Origin of the sequence: Pseudomonas mendocina (genome assembly GCF_900636545.1) — a bacterium.
In the GTDB taxonomy this organism is placed as follows: domain Bacteria; phylum Pseudomonadota; class Gammaproteobacteria; order Pseudomonadales; family Pseudomonadaceae; genus Aquipseudomonas; species Aquipseudomonas mendocina.
This window is the reverse complement of record NZ_LR134290.1, coordinates 5,114,270-5,138,490: the sequence shown is the minus strand read 5'-3', so window position 1 is coordinate 5,138,490 and position 24,221 is coordinate 5,114,270. Positions and strand designations below refer to the sequence as shown.

Annotated in this window: 18 protein-coding genes and 2 riboswitches; of the genes, 10 read left to right on the top strand and 8 right to left on the bottom strand. The window is 66.0% G+C overall.

Annotated elements, in window-relative coordinates; translation table 11 throughout:
- Positions 1-147: 147 nt before the first annotated feature.
- The 4 genes from cobJ to cobG all read right to left on the bottom strand — a co-directional run bounded on the left by cobJ (position 148) and on the right by cobG (position 4,789).
- Positions 148-1,803 carry a precorrin-3B C(17)-methyltransferase gene (gene cobJ / locus EL191_RS24085; protein ID WP_041975519.1) on the bottom strand — a complete coding sequence of 552 codons (1,656 nt, stop codon included), beginning with the start codon at positions 1,801-1,803 and terminating at the stop codon, positions 148-150.
- A 313-nt stretch (positions 1,804-2,116) separates the two neighbouring features.
- Positions 2,117-2,857 (bottom strand): precorrin-2 C(20)-methyltransferase, encoded by a 741-nt coding sequence (locus EL191_RS24080; protein WP_041975517.1) that lies wholly within the window; start codon positions 2,855-2,857, stop codon positions 2,117-2,119.
- Positions 2,857-3,483: a precorrin-8X methylmutase gene (locus EL191_RS24075; protein WP_041975515.1), complete on the bottom strand. Its 627-nt coding sequence runs from the start codon at positions 3,481-3,483 to the stop codon at positions 2,857-2,859. The genes EL191_RS24080 and EL191_RS24075 overlap by 1 nt, the downstream gene beginning before the upstream one ends.
- Positions 3,476-4,789, bottom strand: a complete 1,314-nt coding sequence (cobG, locus tag EL191_RS24070; protein ID WP_013717939.1) for a precorrin-3B synthase — start codon at positions 4,787-4,789, stop codon at positions 3,476-3,478. The genes EL191_RS24075 and cobG overlap by 8 nt, the downstream gene beginning before the upstream one ends.
- Before the next feature lie 97 nt (positions 4,790-4,886).
- Positions 4,887-5,132: riboswitch (cobalamin riboswitch) on the bottom strand.
- Positions 5,133-5,188: 56 nt separating this feature from the next.
- Here cobG and EL191_RS24065 point away from each other — a divergent pair.
- On the top strand, positions 5,189-6,391 hold the full coding sequence (locus EL191_RS24065; RefSeq protein ID WP_041975513.1) for a bifunctional cobalt-precorrin-7 (C(5))-methyltransferase/cobalt-precorrin-6B (C(15))-methyltransferase: 1,203 nt from the start codon (positions 5,189-5,191) through the stop codon (positions 6,389-6,391).
- On the top strand, positions 6,388-7,113 hold the full coding sequence (locus EL191_RS24060; RefSeq protein WP_013717937.1) for a cobalt-precorrin-6A reductase: 726 nt from the start codon (positions 6,388-6,390) through the stop codon (positions 7,111-7,113). Before EL191_RS24065 ends, EL191_RS24060 begins: the two co-directional genes overlap by 4 nt.
- A gap of 70 nt (positions 7,114-7,183) precedes the next feature.
- On the opposite strand, the gene EL191_RS24055 is transcribed toward EL191_RS24060, so the two are convergent.
- The 3 genes from EL191_RS24055 to EL191_RS24045 all read right to left on the bottom strand — a co-directional run bounded on the left by EL191_RS24055 (position 7,184) and on the right by EL191_RS24045 (position 10,120).
- Positions 7,184-7,897, bottom strand: a complete 714-nt coding sequence (locus EL191_RS24055) for a GntR family transcriptional regulator (protein ID WP_041975511.1) — start codon at positions 7,895-7,897, stop codon at positions 7,184-7,186.
- Positions 7,898-7,982: 85 nt separating this feature from the next.
- Positions 7,983-8,672 carry a FadR/GntR family transcriptional regulator gene (locus EL191_RS24050; protein WP_041975509.1) on the bottom strand — a complete coding sequence of 230 codons (690 nt, stop codon included), beginning with the start codon at positions 8,670-8,672 and terminating at the stop codon, positions 7,983-7,985.
- 116 nt (positions 8,673-8,788) lie between these two features.
- The gene (locus EL191_RS24045) at positions 8,789-10,120 is read right to left on the bottom strand and encodes a C4-dicarboxylate transporter DctA (RefSeq protein WP_017363500.1); all 1,332 of its coding nucleotides are present in this window, start codon (positions 10,118-10,120) and stop codon (positions 8,789-8,791) included.
- 410 nt (positions 10,121-10,530) lie between these two features.
- Between EL191_RS24045 and EL191_RS24040 the strand changes: the two genes are divergently transcribed.
- The 5 genes from EL191_RS24040 to EL191_RS24020 all read left to right on the top strand — a co-directional run bounded on the left by EL191_RS24040 (position 10,531) and on the right by EL191_RS24020 (position 16,793).
- A complete protein-coding gene (locus tag EL191_RS24040) occupies positions 10,531-11,223 on the top strand; it encodes a (2Fe-2S) ferredoxin domain-containing protein (RefSeq protein ID WP_041975507.1) in 693 nt (230 codons plus the stop codon).
- 265 nt (positions 11,224-11,488) lie between these two features.
- Positions 11,489-11,682: riboswitch (cobalamin riboswitch) on the top strand.
- Positions 11,683-12,002: 320 nt separating this feature from the next.
- Positions 12,003-14,051, top strand: a complete 2,049-nt coding sequence (locus EL191_RS24035; RefSeq protein ID WP_394298138.1) for a TonB-dependent receptor — start codon at positions 12,003-12,005, stop codon at positions 14,049-14,051.
- Positions 14,051-14,818, top strand: coding sequence for an ABC transporter ATP-binding protein (locus tag EL191_RS24030; RefSeq protein ID WP_041975502.1), 768 nt, complete (start codon positions 14,051-14,053; stop codon positions 14,816-14,818). Before EL191_RS24035 ends, EL191_RS24030 begins: the two co-directional genes overlap by 1 nt.
- Positions 14,818-15,789: an ABC transporter substrate-binding protein gene (locus EL191_RS24025; protein WP_041975499.1), complete on the top strand. Its 972-nt coding sequence runs from the start codon at positions 14,818-14,820 to the stop codon at positions 15,787-15,789. Before EL191_RS24030 ends, EL191_RS24025 begins: the two co-directional genes overlap by 1 nt.
- 44 nt (positions 15,790-15,833) lie before the next feature.
- Positions 15,834-16,793: a FecCD family ABC transporter permease gene (locus EL191_RS24020; RefSeq protein ID WP_232005545.1), complete on the top strand. Its 960-nt coding sequence runs from the start codon at positions 15,834-15,836 to the stop codon at positions 16,791-16,793.
- A gap of 9 nt (positions 16,794-16,802) precedes the next feature.
- Here EL191_RS24020 and EL191_RS24015 read toward each other — a convergent pair whose 3' ends face one another.
- Entirely contained in the window at positions 16,803-18,725 is a 1,923-nt protein-coding gene (locus EL191_RS24015; protein ID WP_041975495.1) for a methyl-accepting chemotaxis protein, read from the bottom strand.
- Between the two features lie 495 nt (positions 18,726-19,220).
- On the opposite strand from EL191_RS24015, the gene cfaB reads away from it, so the two are divergent.
- From cfaB to EL191_RS24000, 3 genes are all read left to right on the top strand, one after another.
- A complete protein-coding gene (cfaB, locus tag EL191_RS24010; protein WP_041975492.1) occupies positions 19,221-20,405 on the top strand; it encodes a C17 cyclopropane fatty acid synthase CfaB in 1,185 nt (394 codons plus the stop codon).
- Between the two features lie 40 nt (positions 20,406-20,445).
- Positions 20,446-22,203, top strand: a complete 1,758-nt coding sequence (locus EL191_RS24005; protein WP_041975490.1) for a sensor histidine kinase — start codon at positions 20,446-20,448, stop codon at positions 22,201-22,203.
- Between the two features lie 214 nt (positions 22,204-22,417).
- Entirely contained in the window at positions 22,418-23,758 is a 1,341-nt protein-coding gene (locus EL191_RS24000; RefSeq protein WP_017363491.1) for a sigma-54-dependent transcriptional regulator, read from the top strand.
- Positions 23,759-24,221 lie beyond the last annotated feature (463 nt).

Sequence of the window (24,221 nt, the reverse complement as noted above, 5' to 3'; positions counted from 1 at the left end):
TTTGTCGGGTATGCCTAGAACGTTTGTGCAGATGGCTGGGGCTGTGGATAAAACCAATCGCTGATCCGTAGGAGCGGCTTCAGCCGCGAAATTCGCGGATAAATCCGCTCCTGCAAACGCTTGGCAATCCGGCTTGCGAGCGATGCCCTAGTCGGCCTGGGCGGGATACCAGCGAGGCGTATACACCCACTCGCCGCCGTCGGCACGCGGGAAGCGGCGGGTCTGGCTGGAGCCGATGATCACCAGGGTGCGCATGTCGACCATCTCCGGCGTCAGCTCGCCGAGGGTGAGGCTGCGCAGTGTCTCGGCGGGGCGGCCGATATCGCGGCCGAGCACCACCAGGGTCTGCGGTTCGCGGTGTTGGCGCAGCAAGTCGAGCGCGCGGCCGAGTTGCCAGGGGCGGGCCTTGGATATCGGGTTGTAGAAGGCCATAGCCAGGTCGGCGAGGGCGGCGTGCTCCAGGCGTTTCTCGATCACCGCCCAGGGCTTGAGGTTGTCCGATAGCGAGATCAGGCAGAAGTCATGACCCAGCGGCGCGCCGGCCTTGGCGGCGGTGGCCAGGGCGGCGGAGACGCCCGGCAACACTTCCAGTTCGACGCCGTGCCAGGCCTCGCTCTGCGGGCTTTCCAGCGCCTCCATCACGGCGGCGGCCATGGCGAACACGCCAGGGTCGCCGGAGGAGATCATCACCACGCGGCGGCCGCTGGCGGCCAGTTCGAAGGCGTGGGCGGCGCGCTGCAGCTCTTCGCGGTTGTCACTGGGATGCACGCACTGATCGGCGCGCAGCGGGCCGGCCATCTTCACGTAGGTGTCGTAGCCGAGCAGGTCTTCGGCCTCGTCCAGGGCGCGGCGCACGGCGGGGGTCATATGCTCGGCGGCGCCGGGGCCGAGGCCGACCACGCTGAGGCGGCCACGGCGCTGGCCGAGGCGTTCGATATCCAGCGGCTGTTCACCCAGCAGCAAGCGCAGGCCGTCGCCGGCATGGTGTTCGGGCGGTAGCTCGGATGTGCTGTGGATAAAGCGCAGTGGCAGCTTCAACTCGGCGGCGGTGGCGTGCAGTTCGGCTTTGGCCATCCAGGCTTTGTTCGCGAGCAGGCAGGCCAGCGCTTGTGGTGCCAGGTTGGTGGTGCTCAGTACTTGCTGCAGTCGAGCCGGCAGGTCGGCGCTGGGCTGCTCGATCAGCACGGCGACGCTGCGCGGGTGGATCAGCAGTTCATCGGGCTGCGCCGGGCGGGCCTCGGGGGTGATGTGGATAACCCGACTGGCGGCGTTATCCACCGGCAGTTGCGCGCTTTCCAGCCAGGGCGCCTGGCCTTCGATGCGCACCGTCTCGCCGCCGAGCAGGTCGCTGACGAAGCGCTTGCCCTGTTGTAGGTCGGCCAGTGCATAGCCGGCCGGCGGCTCCAGCAGGCAGGTGCCGAAGCGCAGCTCACCGCTGGTGGTGATGGCTGGCGTGACGCCCAGGTGTGCGGCGATCTCGCGGGCCAGGCGGTTGACCCCGGCCAGGCCACCGAGCAGCGGCACCACGGCGCTGCCGTCCTCGGCCAGGGCCAGCACCGGCGGCTCGGCACCCTTTTCCGCCAGCAGCGCGGCAAGACTGCGGATGACGATGCCGGCGGCGCACAGCACCACCAGTGGCTGACCGGCGCGATAGAGGGCGCGCAGGTGCTCGCCGAACTCGTCGTAGTGGTGTTCAGCGCCATCGGCACGGCCGCGCAGACCATGGATCACGGCTTGTGGATAAAGCGCCTTGAGGCGTTGTGCAGTGGCCAGCGCGCTGGCGCCGAGGATGACGATGTTCATGCGGTAGATCCTGTAGCCCGGATGCAATCCGGGGAATGGGGTTCCCGGATTTCATCCGGGCTACGAACTGAGTCCTGAGGTAAATGAATTGCCTCGTTCACACTCGGACTGCTCCCTCTCCCATTTATGGGGCGGAAGCGGAAATAGCGAAGCATTGCTTCGCCCGCTGAAGCGCCCTGAGCCATGCGAAGGGCTGGGGCGCAGAGCGGGGTTGGGGAGAGGGTGGCTCAGGCGATTCGGAGTTGCCGGTTAGACCCTCTCCCCCGGCCCCTCTCCCGCAAGCGGGAGAGGGGAGACAAGCATGTCGAGCGAGTTACCCCCGCCATTTCTGGCCGGGTACCAGAATCATGGAGAAGTACGGCGAATCCATCGGCTCTACCTCATCCAGCGGCACGATCTTCTGGCTGGCCATGGTCGCGCGTTCGACATAGTGGGCGCGGTCGTCCAGGCCGAGCTTGCGCAGCACGCGGCGCACCTTGTCGAAGTTGCGCCCGAGCTTCATCACCACGGCCGCTTCGGCATCTCGCAGGCGCTGCTCCAGCTCGTCTTCCGGCAGCACGCCGGAAAGCACGCTCAAGCTCTGGTTGCGATAGACCAGCGGCGTGCCGAGCACCGAGGCGCAGCCGAGCATCGAGCACACGCCGGGCACCACCTCGACGTCGTAGCGCTCGGCCAAACGGTCGTGCAGGTACATGTAGGAGCCGTAGAAGAACGGGTCGCCTTCGCAGATCACCGCCACGTCTTGGCCGGCATCGAGCAACTGGGCTATCTGCTGCGCGCAGGTGTCGTAGAAATCGGCGATCACATCCTCGTAGGACAGCGGCGGGGCGAGTTTCTCGGTGGTTACCGGATAGACCAGCGGCAGGCGCTGCTGGGCATCGCTCAGGTGCTCTTCGATGATGCTGAAGGCATTACCGCCATGGCCGGCATTGTGCTTGGCCTTGGCCACGAAGTAGGCCACCACCGGCGCCGATTTCAGCAAACGCAGAGCCTTGAGGGTAAGCAGTTCGGGGTCGCCAGGGCCGACGCCGAGGCCAAGCAGACGGCCAGCCATTATTCCACCTCCGAGGCGAGGGCGTTGACCGCCGCCACCGCCATGGCACTGCCGCCACGGCGGCCACGGACGATGACATAGGGCACGCCACGGCTGTCTGCGGCCAGGGCATCCTTGGATTCCGCCGCACCGATAAAGCCCACCGGCATGCCGATGATCAGCGCTGGCTTGGGCGCCCCGGCATCGAGCATTTCCAGCAGGTAGAACAGTGCAGTCGGCGCATTGCCGATCACCACCACGCTGCCTTCCAGATGCTCGCGCCAGTGTTCCAGGGCCACCGCCGAGCGGGTGTTGCCGACTTCGCGGGCCAGTTCCGGCACGCCGGCATCGTGCAGGGTGCAGATCACCGGGTTATTGGCCGGCAGGCGCGGGCGGGTGATGCCCTCGGCGACCATGCGCGCATCGCAGAGGATCGGCGCACCGGCCAGCAGCGCGGCACGACCCGCAGCGCCCGCGCCGGGGGAGAAGCGTAGATCCTCGACCACGTCGACCATGCCGCAGGCGTGGATCACCCGCACGGCGAGTTTTTCTAGGTCGGCGGGTATGCCGTCGAGGTTGGCCTCGGCGCGGATGGTGGCGAAGGAGCGGCGGTAGATTTCCTGGCCGTCGCGGATGTAATCAAGCATCGGGGGTTCCTGCGGGGTGTTGGCGGGCGAACCAGGCGCCGGCCTCGTCGATGGTCATGGCCGGCACCAGCAGACGGCCGAAACCGGGCGCCTCGGGTGTGCGTTGATAGAGCTGGTAGTGCTCGGGCGAGCTGGCCAGCAGGGTGTAGGGCTGCACGCGGGCGCTGGCGCAACTGCGTGGACAGGCGCTGAGGTGCACTTGCGGGCGAGCGCCGCTTTCGCGCAGCAGGTCGGCCAGGTGCAGGGCGTGGTGCTTGCTGTCGGCCAGGCCGCGGGCGCAGGCCGCCGAGCCGGTGCAGGCGATCAGGCCGAGAAGCGGCTCGGCGGTCTCGGTGAGCAGCCCGAGTTCGGCCAGCGCGGATAGCGACTCGCCGGCCTTCGCTTCGGGTACGTTGCCCAGCACCAGACCCTGCCAGGGTGTCAGGCGCAACTCGCTGTCGCCGTGGCGCTCGCTCAGTTCTGCAATGGCGAGGAGTTGGTCAGCGTGCAGGCGACCCAGCTGGGCGCCGGCCGCCACCACACGCAGGCCGCTCTGCGTCTGTGGGTAAATTCCTGCCGGAGCGCGTCCTAAGCCAGCCCTCGGCTGCCAACAGGCCGGCACCGGTTGCAAGGGGAAATCCAGTCGAGTCTGCAGGCGTTGCAGCAGGTCGCTTGCCGGGATATGCGCCAGCAAGTGACGCATGCGCGTTTGTTCCGGAGTGGCAAGTTCGAGGAACAGCAGCAGGAGCTGGCGTACCAGTTCGACTGCCTGCGTCACCTCGACTCGCGCCAGTGGTGTGTCGCTGGGGCAGCCGGCCAGGCCCAGCAGCAGGTGGGTTTCATCCTCGGCAGCCAGCCACAGGTCATGGGGGTGTTCGCGCATGGCCAGGGCCTCGCCGCCGTCCAGCTGCAGGGCGAACTTGGGTGATAGCGCATGCAATGCCGGGGTGTCCTGCAACAGGTCGAGCAACTGGCTGGCCAGCGGGCGTACATCCATCCGCATGTGCGGATCGAGGCCGGCGGCGGGGCTCAGCAGGAGGTTGCGCACGTCGTCGGCAGCGGCTACCCGGGGGCCGAGTTCAGCGGCGAGCAGGGCGTCGATCAGCGGTGCTTCCTGGCCCGGTAGCACGCCACGGATCTGCAGGTTGCTGCGGTTGGTCAGCTCCAGCACGCCCCCGGCGCACTGCTGCGCCGCCTGGGCAATCGCCCGCGCCTGGGCACTGCGCAGCACGCCGCCGGGCAGCTTGATGCGGCAGATGCCGCCATCCAGCGCAGGCACGATACGCAGCAGGCCGGGACAGGCAGAGGGGCGAACGGGCGCGAGCAAGGCATCACCTGTGGATAACGACGCGGCGACCGAACCAGCGAAATTCGCCCCAAGGGGGATTTCATGGCATCGGTACACCCCGCCCGATGTTGGCACTCGCGACCAGCGTTCGTCGGCAGGTCTCCTGGCTGGCAGGTCATGGTCCGTTGCGCCTTCCCGGTTAACAGGCCGTTGAAAAACTACCTACTTTTTCAACGGCCTTTTCCCAGTGGCCGATTGCATTGGACTCGCTGCTTACAGTTGCGGGGGCAGCTCGGTGGCGATCAGTGATCGCTCCGGATTCCCTCTTAGGCCCGTTGCGGAGTCGTATCGACTCAAGGGCACCGACGAAGGCTGTATTATGCCCGCTTTGCCCGGAGCGCGGACAGGCGCTCCGTCGGGCCCGTGCGAGGACATTGGATGAAACCCTGGTTGACCCTGGTCGGCATCGGCGAAGACGGTTATCCCGGCCTCGGCAAGGCTGCGCGCCGCGCCCTTCTGGCGGCCACCCGCATCGTCGGTGCGCCACGGCAACTGGCGCTGCTGCCGCCGTGCATCAGTGGCGAGCGGGAAACCTGGCCGAGCCCCTTCGACCTTGCGCCGCTGTTGGCCCGCCGCGGCGAAGCGGTGTGCGTATTGGCCAGTGGCGACCCGATGTTCTATGGCGTCGGCGCCAGCCTGGCGCGCCAGGTGCCGGCTGATGAGCTGTTGGTATTGCCCGCGCCGTCCTCGGTATCGCTGGCGGCGGCGCGCCTGGGCTGGCCGCTGCAGGAGGTGGAGGTGGTCTCCTTGGTCGGTCGGCCGCTGGCCACGCTCAATGCCCGGCTGTTTCCCGGCGTGCGCCTGCTGGTATTGAGCGCCGATGGCGACACACCCGCTCAGGTCGCCGAAGCCCTGCGTGCCCGTGGTTTCGGCGCCAGCCGCCTGAGCCTGCTGGAACACCTTGGCGGGCCGGATGAGCGGCGTATCGATGGCCTGGCCGAAAGCTGGAGCCTGCCGCGTGGCGCCGACCTCAATCTGCTGGCGGTGGAGTGCCTGGCCGACGCCGAGGCACAACTGCTGCCGCCGACCTGCGGCCTGCCGGACGACGCCTATCGCCACGACGGGCAACTGACCAAGCGCGACGTACGCGCGGTCACCCTGGCGCGTCTGGCTCCGTTGCCTGGCGAGCTGCTGTGGGATGTCGGCGCCGGTTGCGGCTCCATCGGCATCGAATGGATGCGCGCACATCCGGCCTGTCGCGCCATCGCTATCGAAGCCAACGAGGGGCGCCAGGCGCACATCCGCCATAACCGCGATGCACTCGGTGTACCCGGCCTGCAACTGGTCGCCGGGCATGCGCCCGAGGCGTTGGTCGGGCTGCCGGTGCCGGATGCGATCTTTATTGGCGGCGGCGTCACCGTGCCCGGCGTGCTGGAAACGTGCTGGGACGCGCTCAAGCCGGGCGGGCGCCTGCTGGCCAATGCCGTGACCATTCAGAGCGAGGCGGCGCTGGTAAGTTTTCGTGAGCAGCACGGTGGCGAGTTGCTGCGGCTGACCGTGGCCCAAGCACAACCGCTGGGCGGCTTCGACACCTGGCGTGCGGCGCTGCCGATCACACTGCTGACGGTGCGCAAGCCGTGAGTGCGCGCATTTTGTTGCTCGGCGGCACTACCGAGGCGCTGCGCCTGGCGCGCCAGCTGGGGCCGGAAACCGTCTACAGCCTGGCCGGCCTGGGTCGGGTGCCGGATGATCTGGCCTGCCAGGTTAGGGTTGGAGGCTTCGGCGGTGCCGAGGGCTTGGCCGCCTTTATCGCCGACGAAGGCATCGAGCTGTTGCTGGATCTGACCCACCCCTATGCCGCGCAGATCAGCCATAACGCTGCCCGCGCTGCCGAGCTGGGGGGCGTGCCGTGCTGGGCATTGCGTCGCTCCGGCTGGCAGCCTGGCACGGATGACAACTGGCGTGAGGTGGATGGCTGGGATGAGCTGACCTGCGCCCTGGCGCCATTCGAACGGCCCTTCTTCACCTCCGGGCGCGAACCGCTGGCGCATCTACACGAGATCCCTGAGCACCAGCACTGGACGGTGCGCTGCCTGCAGGCCGAGCCGGCGCCGCCGCGTGCCGAGATCATCGGCGCCCGTGGGCCGTTCGCGCTGGACGCGGAGCGCGCGCTGTTCGCGCGCATCCGCTGCGACGTGCTGGTGAGCAAGAACAGCGGCAGTGCTTCCACCGAGCCGAAGTTACAGGTGGCCCGTGAGTTGGGCCTGCCGGTGCTGCTATTGCGTCGGCCGTCGCTGCCAGTGGTGGATCGGGAGTTCGCCGAGATTGAGGCATTGTGGGAGGTTCTGCAGCAGCGGCTCTGATAAAGGCTGCCGCTGCTGGGCGTGGCTGATTTACCACTGTCTGCGAGAAGTGGGGCGCCGCGAAGCTTGATCAGGCCGTGCGCCTGACCTTGAAGGCGGCGTGCAGGTCAGCCGTCGGCGTGGGGGCGAAGCACATCCTGTCGAACACACCATGCAGATGGTCGATCAGCAGTTGGGTCGCGTGGGCAGTATCGCCGGCTTCCAGCGTCGTGATCAGCGCCAGATGTTCTTCGCAGGTTTGCGCCGAATAGACCGCGCCCCTGCTCAGGGCGATATTCAGCGAGGCGCGCGACAGCAGGCCGCGGAGAAACTCCAGCAGCAGCGTGTTGCCGGCCAGTTCCGCCAGTTTCAGGTGAAATTGCCCGGCCTGCTCGATCAGGCCCGCGCCATCACCATCGGCCAGGCAGGCCCGCTGGTGCTCCACCAGAGCGTGCAGTTCGCTCAGGCGCGTCTGCGCCGGACGCGTGCCGAGCAGGCGGATGACCTCCGTTTCGACCAGAAGGCGCGCTTCCAGCACCTGGCGGGCCTGCTGCTCACTGGGCCTGGTGATCTGGGCGATCTGCCTCGGCTCCAGGGTTACCGCGCCTTCTTCGGCCAGCCGGGTGAGGGCGCGCTGTACCGTCCAGCCGCTGACGCCGAAGATGCGCCCGAGGGTGTTCTTGTCCAGCTTGGCGGTGGGTGTCAGACGACGATCGAGGATCGCCGCGTAGATGCTCTGGTAGATGAAATGGCTGGTGGGTTTGCCGCCGCCGACGCGGCGGGCTGGCTGATCGGCAAGATTCATGATCACACCTGTCGATGGGTTCCGAACTGCAGGCCGCTTCGAGGTATCGGCCGGCCTCTGCCAGGCAGGCCAGATGGCGCGCGACTCACGCCTGCGGTACGCGGAGATTGATGTTCAGGCGGGTGCCTTCGTTGAGAATGTGCTGACGCATCGCCTGGCTGGCTTGCTCGCTGTCCTGGCGGCGGATGGCGCGCAGGATTGCTTCGTGCTCCTGGAGGATGTCCTCGGCGTAGTCCGGGTTGTGCCGGATCAACTGGTCGCTCTGTTCCAGGGCTCCGCCAATCTGCTTGGCCACGCTGAGGAAGATCGGGTTGGAGCTGAGTGCCACCAGCTTGCGGTGGAAGCTGGTGTAGGCGCTGGCAAGGGCGCGCATGTCGCCGTCCTCGACCGCCTCGCGCATGTCCAGCAACAACAGGCGCAACTGGCTCAATTCGGCGCCGTCGAGCGACTGGGCGACTAGGCCGACGATGAAGGGCTCCAGCGCGTAGCGCAGCTCCAGCACGTCAGCGGTGGTCGCGCTGGGCGGCGCCTGCACTTCGGGCAGCGCGGCGCCCTGGCGCTCCAGCACCATGACGCCCTTGCCGGGCAGCGAGCGCACCACGCCCAGGGTTTCCAGGATGGTGATCGCCTCGCGCAGGCTGGGGCGGCTGACCTCCATCTGCTCGGCCAGTTCGCGCTGACCCGGCAGCATCTGGCCGGCCGGCCACAGGCCCTGCTCGATGGGGGCGAGCAACTTGCGGACTACCGCATCGACCAGCTTGGATGACGAAAACATGGGGCCTCCCTAAACCGCGAAACGATGAGTGCCAGCGCACGCCCGGGCATAGTCACGCTCAGCGCCGGCCACGCTTTGCGGCTTGGCGATGAGAGCAGACCAGGCCCGGGTTGTCATCAGCTGCGCGCCTCGCTTTCCTGGCCCACCGCCACCCGCATCGGGCTGGATTCCTGGCTCGGCCCAGGGGCGCTCAGCTTGCCGTCGAGCACCGCGTGGGCGCGCTGCATGTCGATGTCGTTGTCCCAGCGGGCAATGGCCACGGTGGCGGTGCAGTTGCCGATCAGGTTGGTCAGCGCGCGGCCGATTCCCATGAACCAGTCGACCGCCAGCACCAGTACCAGGCCTGCAGCGGGAATCGCCGGCACCGCGGTAAGGGTCGCGGCGAGGATGACCAGCGCCGAGCCGGGAATGCCGTGGGCACCCTTGGAAGTGATCAGCGAGACCAGCAGGATGGTGATCAGGTCGCTCATCGCCAGGTCGGTGCCGGTGGCATGGGCGATGAACACCACCGCCAGGGTCAGGTAGATGGAGAAGCCATCGAGGTTGAACGAGTAGCCGGTGGGAATCACCAGGCCGACGGTGGAGCTGCGCACGCCCATGTGCTCGAGCTTGCGCATGATCTGCGGCAACACGGCGTCGGACGAGGCGGTGCCCATGACGATGGTTAGTTCCTCGCGGAAGTAGCGCAGGAAGGGCAGTAGAGGCACGCCCGACAGGCGCAGGACGCCGCCGAGGACGATCAGTACGAACAGGAAGCAGGTGACGTAGAACACCGCCACCAGGGCGCCGAGATGGCTGAGCGAGTCGAGGCCGTACTTGCTGGTGGTGAAGGCGACGGCGCCGAACACGCCGATTGGTGCCAGGCGCACGATCATGCCCATGATGCGGAAGATCACGTGGCTGAACTCGTTGATCAGCTTGGCCACGCCGCTAGCCTGCTCGCCGACCAGGTTCAGCGCACTACCGAACAGCACGGCGAACAGCAGCACCTGGAGAATGTTGTTGTCGGCGAATGCCCCCAGCACCGAGGTGGGGATCAAGTCCATGATGAAGGTCGCCGGGCCGTGCAGCTCCTGGGTGCGGCTGGCATAGAGCGCGGCATCGCTGGTCGACAACTCGTTGAGGTGGAGGTTGGCGCCCGAGCCCAGGCCCAAACCGTAGGCCACCACGAGGCCGAGGATCAGGGCGAAGGTGGTCAGCACCTCGAAATAGATCACCGATTTCAGGCCGATGCGACCGACTTTCTTCAGGTCACCGGCACCGGAAATGCCGCTGACCACCACGCAGAAGACGATCAGCGCAATCAGCATCTTGATCAGCTTGATGAAGCCATCGCCAAGGGGTTTCAGCTGGATGGAAAGTTCGGGCAGGCTGAGGCCGCACAACACGCCGAGCAACAGGCCTATCACGACTTGCAGGAAGAGCGAGCGGGGGAGCAGTTTGAGCATCGTCGAGGTCTCCGTTCGGCGCGTCATCCATGCCCTCACGGAGGCCCAGAAGCGAACGCCAGATTGTTTTTATGGTATTACCGGTCTGACCAGTTCAGGCTAAGCGCAATTTTTCCAACCGACAAGCCCCCGTTTGGCGCATCACGTAGGCCGAGTGGTGATTAGGCACGTTGAAACGCCTGAAGCAGACCGCCTGCATGCAGCGAATTGACCGCTGGTCAGGCCGTTTTCGTCCACGCAGGATGCTGTCGCTGGGGCAGCGCGATGCGGGGATTATTCCGTGAAAATGAGCCGCAATTGTTTGAGCCACCGGTCAGACCGGATAGCGTCCCAGCGGTACTGAGTGAACAAGCCGGGGTACGGCCATTGCGCCGAAGCGGCTAGACTGCCGGCCCGTTCTGGAGACCGTCATGAGCCAAACACCCTACGCCCGCATCCTGTTCATCGGCCCCGGCCTTGGTTGTGGTGCCTCGGCCGAGCGTTTGCAGCAGCGCGTCGAAGCGCTGTTGGGTGACGCGCATCTGCATGACAGCGAGCAGGAGGGTTTCTGGCAGGCCATCGATGAGGCGCCGCGACCATTGTTGGTGGTCGATCTGGAGCCACGCGCTGACGTCGCGCACCGCGACTGGCTGCGTGAATGCATTGCCGGGCGCGGTGATGGGGCAGATGTGTTCGTGGTCTGCACGGCGCTGGAAGACACCTGGCTCGATGGCCTGGGCGTGTTGCTGGAGCAGCGTGACGCGCATATTCCCTGCAGAGACGTGCCGCCCGTGCCGGCGCATCATGCCTGGTCGCAGATTCCGCCGCATGCGCAGCGTCTGCTGCTGTGCAACGGCCCGCGCTGTACGCGCAAGGGCGCGCTGGGCCTGTGGAAAACCCTGCGTCAGCGGCTCAAGGCAGCGGGCAGACTGGAGTGCGAAGGCGGTGTGCATATCACCCGCAGCCAGTGCCAGTTCCCCTGTGACCTGGGGCCGACCGCAAGCCTTTATCCACAGGGCGAGTGGTATGGCATCAGGGATGAAGCGGCGGTGATCCGCCTGGTCGATGAGCGCCTGGTGGCGGGCAGGGCGTTGCCGGAACTGCGTATCGACGAGCAGGGTTAAGGTTGGTGCACGTTCAGTTAAGTACAGCGCCCGTGATTGCTGTGGGTGATCGCGACATCACCTGATCAGGCAGCCGCGGATGCTGCTTGCGAACCAGAGCGTATCGCGGACAAGTCCGCTCCCACAGGAGGCCAGCTCTCGCCGCGCTGGCGCAGTTGTCTTGCGGGGGGCTCGTCCGTGAAGCCTTGGGTTCTCGGGGCTGTTTCTTTCGTGGCTGAAGCCGCGATGGGCGAAGCTCGCCTTGACTACCCTCCGCATGGGTGGTCATATCCGCCCCGCTTCAGGTGTCTCACGCCGCCGCGCGTGAGGTGAAACGGGAAGTCGGTTGAAGTCCGACGCTGCCCCCGCAACGGTAAGCGAGCGACCGCATCAATACGCCACTGTGCGCCACGCGCATGGGAAGGCGATGCGTTCATGACCCTCGCAAGCCCGGAGACCGGCCCGGAGTCGTTTTTGTCTGGCAACCCGCGGTGGGCGGGCGTTGACTCCAGTCGGGCAATCATGCCCTGTCTGCTGTTGCGCATTTCCATCGGATTGCCGTGCCTTTTCCCGACGATGGAACACTTATGGCGCGCCATTTCCGCTTCATTCAATCTTTTCCGACCGGCTCGGCCGTCGGCCCCGTTCGGCTGCTTTCCAGGCTGCGAAGATCGGTAATGTTATGTTATAACACTAGAATTTCATCCCTTGATTCTCCGCGCAACAACGGAAGTTCTGCCGTGCGAAACCCTGTCCTTCACTGCACCTGGCCACTGGCTCTGCTGCTCAGCGGCCTGGCCATGGCCAACGAAGCCGTCGATCTGCCCGAACTCACCATCCATGCCAAGGCCGCCGAGGGCGAGAGCGATCTGCATACGCCGACCAGCAGCGGCTCGCGCCTGGAGCTTTCGGCCCTGCAAACCCCGGCCAGCACCACCAGCCTGAGCGGCGCCGAGGTGCGTGAACGCAACAACCGCAGCGTGCAGGATGCGGTGACGCGTACAGCGGGTATCAGCGATATCGGTGCGCCCGGCAACGGTGGCACCGCGCTGTCGGCGCGCGGTTTCACCGGCCATGCCTCGGTGATGACGTTGTTCGATGGCATCCGCATGTACACCGGCATGGGCACCGTGTCGTTCCCGCACGATCCGTGGATGGTCGAGCGTATCGACGTGCTGCGTGGCCCGGCCTCGGTGCTGTACGGCGAAGGCGCCACGGGCGCGGTGGTCAACGTGTTGGCGAAGAAGCCCTTCGAGGGCGAGATCAAAAACCACGTGCGCTTCGGCTACGGCTCGTTCGACCGCAATCAGCAGGCGCTGGATAGCGGCGGTTCGCTGAGCGACACCCTGAGTTACCGCCTCAACCTCAACCGTGAGGCCAGCCATGGCTGGGTGGATCGCGACGACTCGCAGAACCTGGGCCTGAGCGCTGCGTTGCGCTGGCAGGTCAACGATGACCTGGCCTTCACCCTGGCTCACGACCAGGGCAAGTTGCAGCCTGGCAGCTATTTCGGTACCCCGTTGGTCGATGGCAAGTTGCGCGACAGCCTGCGCGAGAAAAACTACAACGTGCGTAACGCCGAGATCGCCTACCACGAGCAGTGGACGCGACTGACCAGCGACTGGACGCTTTCCGATCAGGTCAGTGCCAGCAACCAGCTCTACTACCTCAAAGCGCGTCGCTACTGGCGTAACGCCGAGAACTTCACCTGGGACGCCGCTCAGGGTCAGCTCAACCGCCGCGAACATCTGGAAATCAAGCACAACCAGGAACAGATCGGCGACCGCCAGACCTTCACTTTCAACCATTCGCTGTTTGGCTTGGCCAGCCGCACTCTGGTCGGTGGCGAGTTCAACCGCATCCGTTTCAACCTGGCCAACAACTCGCCTTACACCGATGTCGGCGGTGGTGAGCTCATCGACCCGTGGAACCCGGCGCCGGGCTACTACCAGAGCCTCGATGCCTATCGCCCGCATTCGCGTAGCGAGACCTGGACCTTCGCCCTGTTCGCCGAGAACCAGCTGCAGCTCAGTGAGCGCTGGTCACTGGTCAGCGGCATCCGTCGCGACCAGAACCATATCGACCGTGACGACCTGCGTGCCGGCACTCGCTCCGATCGCAGCCTGAGCGGCGGTAACTGGCGTGCCGGCCTGGTCTTCGCCGTTACCCCGCACCTGTCGCTGTACGGCCAGTACTCCACCAGCGAGGACGGGGTGAACAACCTCATCACGCTCAATCCGGGCCAGCAGCAGATGGACCTCACCGAGTCCAGGCAGACCGAGTTCGGTCTCAAGCAGGCCTTCTGGGATGGGCGTGGCGAATGGACGCTGGCGGCCTACCACATCGTCAAGAAGAAGCTGCTCAGCCGCGAAACCCCGATCTCGCCGACCGTGCAGGTCGGTCAGCAGTCGTCCGATGGTCTGGAGGCGACCCTGGAGCTGGCGCTCGACGGTGGCTGGCAGGTATCGGCCAACGCCGCGTTGGTGCGCGCCGAATACGATGACTTCGTCGAAGGCGGCGGTGATCGTAGCGGTAATCGACCGACCGATGTGCCGCGGCGCACTGCCAACCTGTGGCTGAGCAAGGATCTGGGCCGGGGAGTGGATGCCGGCATCGGCGCTCGCTATGTCGATGCCCGTTACGCCAATACGGCCAACACCGTGAAGGTGCCGGGCTATACCGTGGTCGACGCCACTCTCGGTTGGCAGGTGCAGCCGGACGTACGCCTGGGGCTTGAGTTGAACAACCTGTTCGATCGCACCTACGCCCGTAACCAGATGCACGATGGCCAGCAGTGGCTGCTCGGTGAGCCGCGCTCGTTCTTCGTCACCGCGGACTACAGCTTCTGATGGACCGTTTTCGTCTGCGCCAATTGAGCTGGTCACCGGATGGGCAGCGCACGCTGCTCGATGGCATCGACCTGGCCGTCGGCGACGGCGAGCTGGTGGGGCTGATCGGCCCCAACGGCAGCGGCAAGACCAGCCTGCTGCGCTGCGCCTATCGCTATCAGCGGCCCAGCGCCGGCAGTGTCGAACTGGACGGTGAGGCGCTGTGGCAGCGTCCGCCGCGCTGGAGCGCGCAGCGCGTGGCTGTGGTGCTGCAGGAATTCCCTCAGGACTTCGGCCTACGCGTGCACGAGCTGGCGGCCATGGGCCGCACGCCGCACAAGGGCCTGTTCGACGGCGACGATGCCGAGGATCGACGCCTGGTCGACGAAGCGCTGGCCCGCGTCGGCCTGAGTGATCTGGCGCAGCAGCCCTTTGCCCGGCTGTCCGGCGGCGAGAAGCAGCGCGTCCTGCTCGCCCGTGCTCTGGTGCAGCAGCCGCAGTTGCTGATCCTCGACGAGCCGACCAACCACCTCGACCCGCGCTACCAGCTCGAACTGCTGCGCCAGATCAAGGCGCTGGGCCTGGCGACGCTGGCCAGCTTTCACGATCTCAACCTGGCGGCAGCCTTCTGCGACCGCCTCTGTGTGCTCGACCAGGGGCGTCTGGTGGCCATCGGCACGCCCGCCGAAGTGCTGACCGTGGATCTGCTGCAGCAGGTGTTCGGCCTGCAGGCACTGGTCGATACCCATCCACTGGCGGGGCACCCGCGTATAACCTGGATCGTTTGATGAATCTCTGCCATTCGCGGCTGAAGCCGCTCCTACCCGCGGTCGTGCTTGCGGCGCTGTTGCCGGCCAACCCCGCTTGGGCCGCCACCGTCACCAGTTGTGACCGTCAGGTAACCATCGAGCAGCCGCCGCAACGGGCGGTCAGTCATGACGTCAACATGACCGCCATGCTCCTGGCCCTGGGCCTGAAGGCGCGCATGGCCGGTTACACCGGTGTCAGTGGCTGGAAGACCCTCGACCCGGACATGCGTGCGCAGTTGGGCGACCTGCCGGAGTTGGCTGCGCGCTATCCGTCGTTGGAGAACCTGCTCGACGCCGGCACCGATTTCGTCTTCGCTGGCTGGAACTACGGCATGCGCATCGGCGGCGAGGTCACTCCGGCCAGCCTGGCGCGCTTCGGTATCCCGGTGTACGAGCTGAGCGAGTCCTGCGCGCACGTGCAGCCTGGCCGCGTCGCCAGTCTCGAGGATGTCTACAACGACCTGCGCAACCTTGGCGCGATCTTCGCCGTCGAGCCGCGCGCCGATGAGCTGGTGCACGGCATGCAGCGTCACGTGAGCGCGGTACGCACGCGCCTCGGCGAGGCGCCGACGCGGCCGCGCGTATTCGTTTACGACAGCGGCGAGGATGTGCCCTTCAGTGCCGGCCGCCTGGGCATGCCGCAGCCACTCATCGAGGCGGCTGGCGGGCGCAACGTGATGGATACGGTGGCGGCCAACTGGATGACGGTGAGTTGGGAGTCGGTGGTCGAGCAGGACCCGGAGCTGATCCTGATCGTCGACTACGGCGAGCGCACGTCCGCACAGAAGCGCGACTTCCTGTTGCAGCATCCGGCGTTGCAGGGGGTGACAGCGATCCGCGAACGGCGCTTCGTGGTGCTACCTTACCTGGCCGTCACGCCGAGCCTGGATAATGCCGCGGCCATCGAAACCCTGGCCGCCGCGCTGCATCCCGAGGCGTTCGCCGAGTGAGCCGTTATCGCCTGTTGCTGCTTGGCCTGGCCCTGCTGCTGGCAATGTCCTGTGCGCTGTCGCTGGCCTTTGGTGCGGCCAAGGTGGAGCTGGATCAGGTGCTGTCGATCCTTGCCCGGCACCTATTCGGCATCGCTGTCGAAACGCCGGTCAGCGTCGGTCAGGACAGCATCGTCTGGCAGTTGCGCGCGCCGCGGGTATTGCTTGGCGCGTTGGTAGGCGCCGGGCTGGCGCTGGTCGGTACGGTATTGCAGGCGGTGACGCGCAACCCGCTGGCTGATCCGCACCTGCTCGGCGTCAGTTCCGGTGCGGCCTTCGGCGCGGTGGTCGTGGTGCTCTACCTGGGCGAGTTCGCCGGGCTGCTCAGCCTGCCGCTGGCGGCCTTCGTCGGGGCATTGGCGAGCATGCTGCTGGTGCTGGCCATCGCCAGTCGCAGCGGGCGGCTGGAGAGTGATCGCCTGTTGCTGGCCGGAGTGGCGGTGTCGTTCGTGATGATGGCGGCGAGTAACCTGCTGCTGTACCTGGGCAATCCGCATGCGGCCAGTTCGGTGCTGTTCTGGATGCTTGGCGGTCTTGGCCTGGCGCGCTGGGAGCTGCTCTGGCTGCCAGCCTTGTGTCTGGCGTTGGCGCTGGCCGTGCTGCTCGGCCTGGGTCGTGCCCTGAACGCGCTGATGGCCGGTGAGCAGAGCGCGGTGAGTCTCGGCCTTGAACCACGCCGCGTGCGTCTGCTGGTGTTCGTGGTGGCGTCACTGCTCACCGGCGTGCTGGTGTCGCTGTCCGGCGCCATCGGCTTCGTCGGCCTGATGCTGCCGCACGTGGCGCGCTTGCTGATCGGTGCCGAACACCGCCGTCTGCTGCCGGTAGCGGCACTGCTCGGTGCGCTGGTCCTGGTCTGGGTCGATGTCGCGGCGCGCACCTGGCTGGCGCCGCAGGATCTGCCCATCGGCATCGTCACCGCCGCCATCGGTGGGGTGTTCTTCGTGGCCCTGCTCAGGCGTCGTTAGCCTGCGGCCTCACAGCCGAAAACGCTGCACCTGGCTGTGCAGCGTGCTGCCCAGGCGCGCCAGTTCCTGGCTGGCCTGGCTGGTCTGCTCACTAGCGGTGTAGGCCTGTTCGGTGATGCTGCGTACGTTTATCACGCTGCGGTTGATTTCTTCGGCCACGGCGCCCTGTTGTTCGGCGGCGGCAGCGATCTGCTGAGTCATGCCCTGGGCATTGCCGATGCTCGCGGTGATGTTCTGCAGGACCTCACCAGCCTGGCGGGCCAGCGCAACGCTGTTGTAGGTCAGGCTACGGCTGCTTTCCATGCGTTGCACGGCTTTGAGCGTGCCCTGCTGCAGAGCAGCGATCAACGCCTCGATCTCCTGAGTCGATTGCTGCGTGCGCTGGGCCAGCCCACGCACCTCGTCGGCGACCACGGCGAAGCCACGCCCGGCTTCACCGGCGCGCGCGGCCTCGATGGCGGCGTTCAGCGCCAGCAGGTTGGTCTGCTCGGCCACAGACTTGATGACGTCGAGCATGCTGCCGATGCGTCCGCTTTCCTCGGCCAGGGCGCTGATCGCCTCTCCGGTCAGCTCGACTTCGCCCGACAGGCTGTCGATCTGTTCGATGGCCCGGCTGACGACCTGCGCACCACTGCTGGCATCCTGCGCGGTGAGTTCGACCGCCTGCGCGGTTTCGGCCGCGTTGCGTGCCACGTCCTGCACCGAGGTGGCCATCTCGTGCATGGCGGTGGCGACCTGGTCGGTTTCCAGCTTCTGCTCGTTGGCGCCGGCGCGGGTCTGCTGGGTGATGGCGGAGAGCTCCTCCGTGGCGCTGGCAATCTGCGTCGCCCCATCGCCGATATGCCCGATCAACTGCCTCAGGCTGTTGGTCATGGCGCTCACGCCCTGTTGCAACTGGCCGATCTCGTCCTTGCGTTGCACGCTGTCCTGCTGGCTGAGGTCGCCGCTGGCGATACGCTGTACGTTGTGCAGGGCGCTGCGCAGAGCCGGGACTATCTGCCGGGTGATCAGCGTTGCGCTGGCGATCCCGAAAACCAGTGCCAGTGCCAGGCAGGTGAGCAGTATCCAGGCGGCGTGGCGGGTGTCTTCGCTGCGCTGCTGCATCTGGTTTTCGTACAGCGCCAGGCAGTTCTCGACCATCGACAGCACCAGCTGCTGAGCCTGTTGCAGATCACCGGCGATGCGTTGCAGAGCGGCCTGGTGGCTGTCGAGCGTGTCGCGGTAGGTGCGAATGGACTGCTCCATTGTCTGGAACAGCTCGGGCGGTGCATCGCTCAGCGTTGCTCGCAGGGGCTGAAGATTGGCGAGGGTCTTGTCGATGGCGTCGAGGGTGGACTGGTACTGATCGGTCTTGCCGCTGTAGCTGTAGGCACGGGTCTCGAAGCGGGCGTAGAGGAACTGCATCTGGATGGTCTTCACGACCTTGTAGCGCTCATGCGTTCTGAGCAGGTCTTGCGTGTCGCTGCTGACATAGCCATCGAGGGCATCCAGCGCGGTGAGGGCCTGGTCGCCGCTGCTGCGGCGTGCGTTACGCGAGGTCGCGATCTGCTGGTAGGCCCCTTCCAGATCCTGAATGATGGCCTGGTAGCTAGCCAGGGCCTGATCCATCTGGGCGATTCTCTGTCGGTTGGCGTCGGTGGTGAAGTAGTTGCGAAGTTCCGCCAGGTTCTGCTCGATGCTGGCGATCTTTTGCTTCAGCTCGATGGCGCTCTTTTCATCGCCGCCGCTCTGCAGGTAGGCAGCGCGTGCCAGGCGCATTTCCGAGAGATCCTGCATCAGGTGGTTGACTGCACTCATGCGATCCATGCGGTAGGACAGGTTGCCGAGTGAATCCCAGCCAGCCCAGAAGATCAGGAGGCTCATCAGCAGCAGCAGGCCGAAACCCGTCATCAGTTTTCGGCCGACACTCAGATTGGCAAGCCAGCGATACATAGGACGCACTCCTGGTTGTAAAGGGGGATCGGACCTCTCGTGCAATGCGCTGCGCGTTCTGGAGCGGGCATGCCGAGGTTCGGCTTCCCTGTGAAGGGGAACCACTGGCGCAGGGCGAAGTGGATGGCTGGCGAAGGCAGGCAACGAGAAAAGGTCATGGATGGCTGTTGTTTGGGAGTCGGGTACGTGGCCGACATTGTTTTTATCGGTGATGGAGTGAACCTGAGCCCCGCAGGTCGGGCCTGCGCCAGGAACGCCGCATTCAGGGTAGGCACGAGGGTGCACACTCTAGGGGCACTATGGCAGGGGGCTATAAATCCATCCAATGCATTTTTCATGTCTTTTGTTTTGTTTCATGCATTAATTGTTGTGTGCTGGCCGTTTGGTGTCGCTTCTCGCAGGCTCTTTCGAGCCGTTAGTCGCCCTGAGCGAACTTGGCCCGATTGTCCCTGTCATCTGCCCTAGGTGCCATGAACACTGGCGAGGAGGGATGCCATGCTTGCGCAATTGCCCACAGCACTTCGTGATCTGCAAATACCTCTGCGCCTGAGGCTATGGGATGGCAAGCAGTTCGACCTGGGGCCCAAGCCCAGGGTGACTCTGGTGGTCAAGGATCCGAGCCTGATCACCCAGCTGGCCCACCCCAGCCTGGATGCGCTGGGCGCCGCCTATGTCGAGGGCCGCGTCGATCTGGAAGGCCCCATCGAGGAGGCCATCGAGGTTGGCGATGCGCTGAGCACCGCGCTGCTGGGCGACGAATCCGCCCCGTCCGAGCTGTCTACCGCGCACGACAAGCGCAGTGACGCCGAGGCCATCCGTTACCATTACGACCTGTCCAATGAGTTCTACCGGCTGTGGCTGGACCGCGACATGGTCTATTCCTGCGCCTACTTCGAAACCGGCGAGGAGAGCCTCGACCAGGCCCAGCAGGCCAAGTTGCGCCACCTGTGTCGCAAGCTGCGACTGCAGCCAGGTGACAGGCTGCTCGACGTGGGCTGTGGCTGGGGCGGCCTGGCGCGTTTCGCCGCGCGGGAATTCGGCGCCGAGGTCTACGGCATCACCCTGAGCGAGGCACAACTGGAGTTGGGCCGGCAACGGGTGGCCGAAGAGGGCCTGGAAGGGCAGGTAACCCTGGAACTGCTCGACTACCGCGACCTGCCGCAGGACGGCCGCTTCGACAAAGTCGTCAGTGTCGGCATGTTCGAGCACGTCGGCCACGCCAACCTGCCGCTGTATTGTGAACATCTGTTCGGCGCGGTCAGGGCCGGTGGCCTGGTGATGAACCACGGCATCACCTCACGCTTCACCGATGGTCGCCCGGTCGGCCGCGGTGCTGGCGAATTCATCGACCGCTACGTGTTCCCGCAGGGCGAGCTGCCGCACCTGGCGACCATGGCCAAGGCGATCAGCGACGCCGGGCTGGAGGTCGTCGATGTGGAAAGCCTGCGCCTGCACTACGCGCGCACCCTGCACCTGTGGAGCCAGGGGCTGGAGCGTCGACTGCAGGAAGCTGCGCAGTGGGTGCCGGAGAAATCCCTGCGCATCTGGCGCCTGTACCTGGCCGGCTGCGCCTACGGTTTCCAGCACGGTTGGATGAACCTGCACCAGATACTCGCGGTGAAGCCGCGCGACGATGGCGGCCACGATCTGCCCTGGACCCGCGCTGATCTTTACAGCTGATGCGGTAACATGCGGCTCGTATCGATTCCGCGAGCCGCCCATGCCCCTGCCGCTGCGCCCCCGCTACCGCCACCGCGTTCTGCTCACCGTACTGGCGATTGTCGCCGGCCTGCTGGTGAGCCTATGGCTGGGCGGCCGCTATGCCGAGCAGCGTGCCTGGGACGAGCGCAGCGTCGAGGCGCGCGGACAGCTGCAGCTCTACGCACAATCGATCCGCACCCTGGTCGAGCGCTTCAGCTCGGTGCCCGAGGTGCTGGCGCTGGACAGCGACATCCGCAGCCTGTTGCGTGCACCGCATGATCGCCAGCTGCGCCTGGCCCTCAACCAACGCCTGGAGCGCCTCAACGCCGCGGCCGGCTCCACCGTGCTGTACCTGCTCGATGCCCAGGGCGAAACCCTGGTGGCCAGCAACTGGCGTGACTGGAGCAGCTTCGTCGGCAACAACTACGCCTTCCGCCCGTACTTCCAGAACGCCGTGCGCGATGGCGGCGCGCGCTACTTCGCCGTGGGCGTGACCACCGGGATTCCCGGCTACTTCCTCTCCCATGTGGTGCGAGGCGACGACGGCGAGCTGCTCGGGGTGCTGGTGGTCAAGCTGGAGCTGGAAGAGCTGCAGCGCGAATGGGTCGGCCAGCCCGGTGTGCTGTTGGTCGCCGACAGCTATCAGGTGGTGATCCTCAGTAACAAGCCGATCTGGCGTTTCCGCGCCTTGCAGGCGCTTGACGAGCGTGCGCTCGCCGAGCTGGTGGAGGTGCGTCGCTACGCCGAGCAGGCGCTGCAGCCGCTGGCGCACCAGGTGCACCGACATATCGACGCTGACGCTGACTGGGCGCGCGTCGATGGTCCCGACGGTAATCGAGACTACCTCTGGCAGCGCCTGTACATGCCCGAAGAGGGCTGGACCCTGCATCTGCTCAGCGAGCCGGCAGGGTTGGCCGACAGCATGCGCAGCTATCGCCTGGCCGCTGCCGGGGTGTGGATGACCTTCGCATTCCTGCTGCTATTCCTCGCCCAGCGGCGCAAGAACCAGCGCCTGCAGGCCGGCATTCGCGAACGCCTGGAGCGCGAGGTGGCACTGCGCACCGCCGAGCTGCGCGAGGCCCAGGACGGCCTGGTGCATGCCGCCAAGATGGCTGCGCTGGGGCAGATGTCGGCGGCCCTGGCGCATGAGATCAACCAGCCTCTGACCGCCCTGCAAATGCAGCTTGGCAGCTTGCGTCTGCTGCTCGATAGCGGTCGGCCGGAGGCGGTGCGTGACGGTCTGCAACGTATCGACGGGCTGCTGCAACGCATGGCCGCGCTGACCGGCCACCTCAAGACCTTCGCCCGCAAGACCCCGGCAGGCCTCAGAGAGCGCCTGTGCCTGGGTGACGTGCTGGAGCAGGCCCTGCAGCTGTTGGCGCCGCGCATGCGCAGCGAGCAGGTGGAGCTGCGCACCCAGGTCGATGCCGAGGCCGAAGTGCTCGGCGATGCCATTCGCATCGAACAGGTGATCCTCAACCTGCTGCATAACGCCCTCGACGCCATGGCCGATAGCGAGCCGCGCATTTTGCTGGTGCGCATCGCCCGCGAAGGCGACAGCTGCCTGCTCAGCGTCGAGGACAGTGGCGGCGGCATCGCCGAGGAAACCCTCGGTCGTGTGTTCGAACCCTTCTTCACCACCAAGCCGGTGGGGCAGGGGCTGGGGCTCGGGCTGGCGGTGTCCTACGGTATCGTGCGCGATCTCGGCGGTAGCCTGGAGGCGCATAACGGCGAGCTGGGGGCGGTCTTCACCTTGCGGCTGCCGGCTGCGCCGTAACAGCCTGTTAGTGTCGGTTGCGTAGGGTGGGTTAGGCGCACTTCACGCATACCGGTGAATCCGCAATTTATGCCGCGCCGTAACCCGCCATGGTGTCTCGCGGGAAGATCGCCCGGTGGGTTACGCGCCGCAGCACTGGAGGGGGTGTGTTGAAGATAGTTGGTTCGCGGCGCTAACCCACCCTACACTGCGGCCGTTCTCAAGAGGAGGTGCCATGAGCGCTCAGGTCATAGTGGTCGACGACGAAGCGGCGATTCGCGAAGCGGTGCAGCAGTGGCTGGAGCTGTCCGGGTTCGAGGTGCGAACCTGCGCCAGTGCGGCCGAAGCCCTGGCGGTGGTGGACCGCGACTTCCCTGGCATTGTCGTCAGCGATGTGCGCATGCCGGGCAGCGATGGCCTGCAACTGCTCGACAAGCTGCTGCAGATCGACAGCGATCTGCCGGTGATCCTGGTGACCGGCCACGGCGACGTGCCCATGGCGGTGCAGGCACTGCGTCAGGGCGCCTATGACTTCATCGAGAAACCCTTCACCCCCGAGCGCCTGCTCGACAGCGTGCGCCGTGCCTTGGACAAGCGCCGCCTGGTCTGCGAGAACCGCCAGTTGCGCCAGCAGGTGGCCGACAAGGGCCGCATCGAAAGCCAGTTGATCGGCATTTCGCGGCCCATGGAAAACCTGCGCCGGCAGATCCTCGAACTCGCCGGCACCTCGGTCAACGTGTTGATCCGCGGCGAGACCGGTAGCGGCAAGGAGCGCGTGGCGCGCAGCCTGCACGACTTCAGCCCGCGCGCGAGCAAGGCTTTCGCCGCGCTCAACTGTGCGGCGATCCCCGAGACCATCTTCGAAAGCGAGCTGTTCGGCCACGAGAGCGGTGCCTTCACCGGGGCCCAGGCCAAGCGCATCGGCCGTATCGAGCATGCCGACGGTGGCACCCTGTTTCTCGACGAGGTGGAGAGCCTGCCGCTGGCGCAACAGGTCAAGCTGCTGCGTGTACTGCAGGAAAAGACCCTCGAGCGCCTGGGTTCGAACAAGAGCATTCAGGTCGATCTGCGGGTGATCAGCGCGGCCAAGCCGGACCTGCTCGACGAGGTCAAGGCCGGGCGTTTCCGCGAGGACTTGGTGTACCGCCTGAACGTCGCCACCCTGCACATTCCGCCGCTGCGCGAGCGGCGTGAGGACATTCCGCTGCTGTTCGAGCATTTCGCCCACGAGGCCGCGCAACGTCATGGCCGCGAAGCGCCGCCGCTGGCACCGAGCGAGCTGGCGCGCCTGCTCGGCCATGACTGGCCGGGCAACGTCCGCGAGCTGATCAACGCCGCCGAGCGTCACGCGCTGGGGCTTTCCAGCCCGCCGCCGGCCGAGCGCTTTGCCGGCCAGGCACTGGCGCAGCAGATGGAGGCTTTCGAGGCGCAATGCCTGCACAACGCCCTGCTGCAATGCCAGGGCAATATCGCTGCGGTGATGGAAATGCTGCAGCTGCCGCGCCGTACGCTCAACGAGAAAATGCAGCGTCACGGCCTGGCGCGCGGCGATTACCTGCCGGGTGGCGAGGAGTAGTCGGCGCAGCGTATGTAGAATGCCCGACCATGAGCCCGCCAGTGCGCCCTAGGGGCGGCGATCAGCCGGATGAATCCGGGAGCAGGTTGCACAACTATTTCCCGGATTGCGTCCGGGTTATTCGATAGGCGGATTTTTGCTTATGGCTGTTCGGGTGTAAGCGGTTTCCCGCTCAGTGACCCATCGGTCTTTAGATTCAACCTCTCTAAATCGGGCTTTTCAGCCTCTGGCACGGCATCTGCTATGTCCGTTGTAGCCGCGCAGCTTCTTGCCGACGCGGCGACCATAACAACGACAAGAGGTCAGCCCCATGAACTGTCATGCCCCTCGCGCCATGCCGCACTCGCTGCTTTGCATGGGCCGCCTCCCCACCGCGCCTGCCGCGGCTCTTGTCCAACGTTGCACCCTGCGCTGCTGATCGCGCACCGTCGATGCCGCCTCGGTGGCGTCGTCTAGAGTGAAA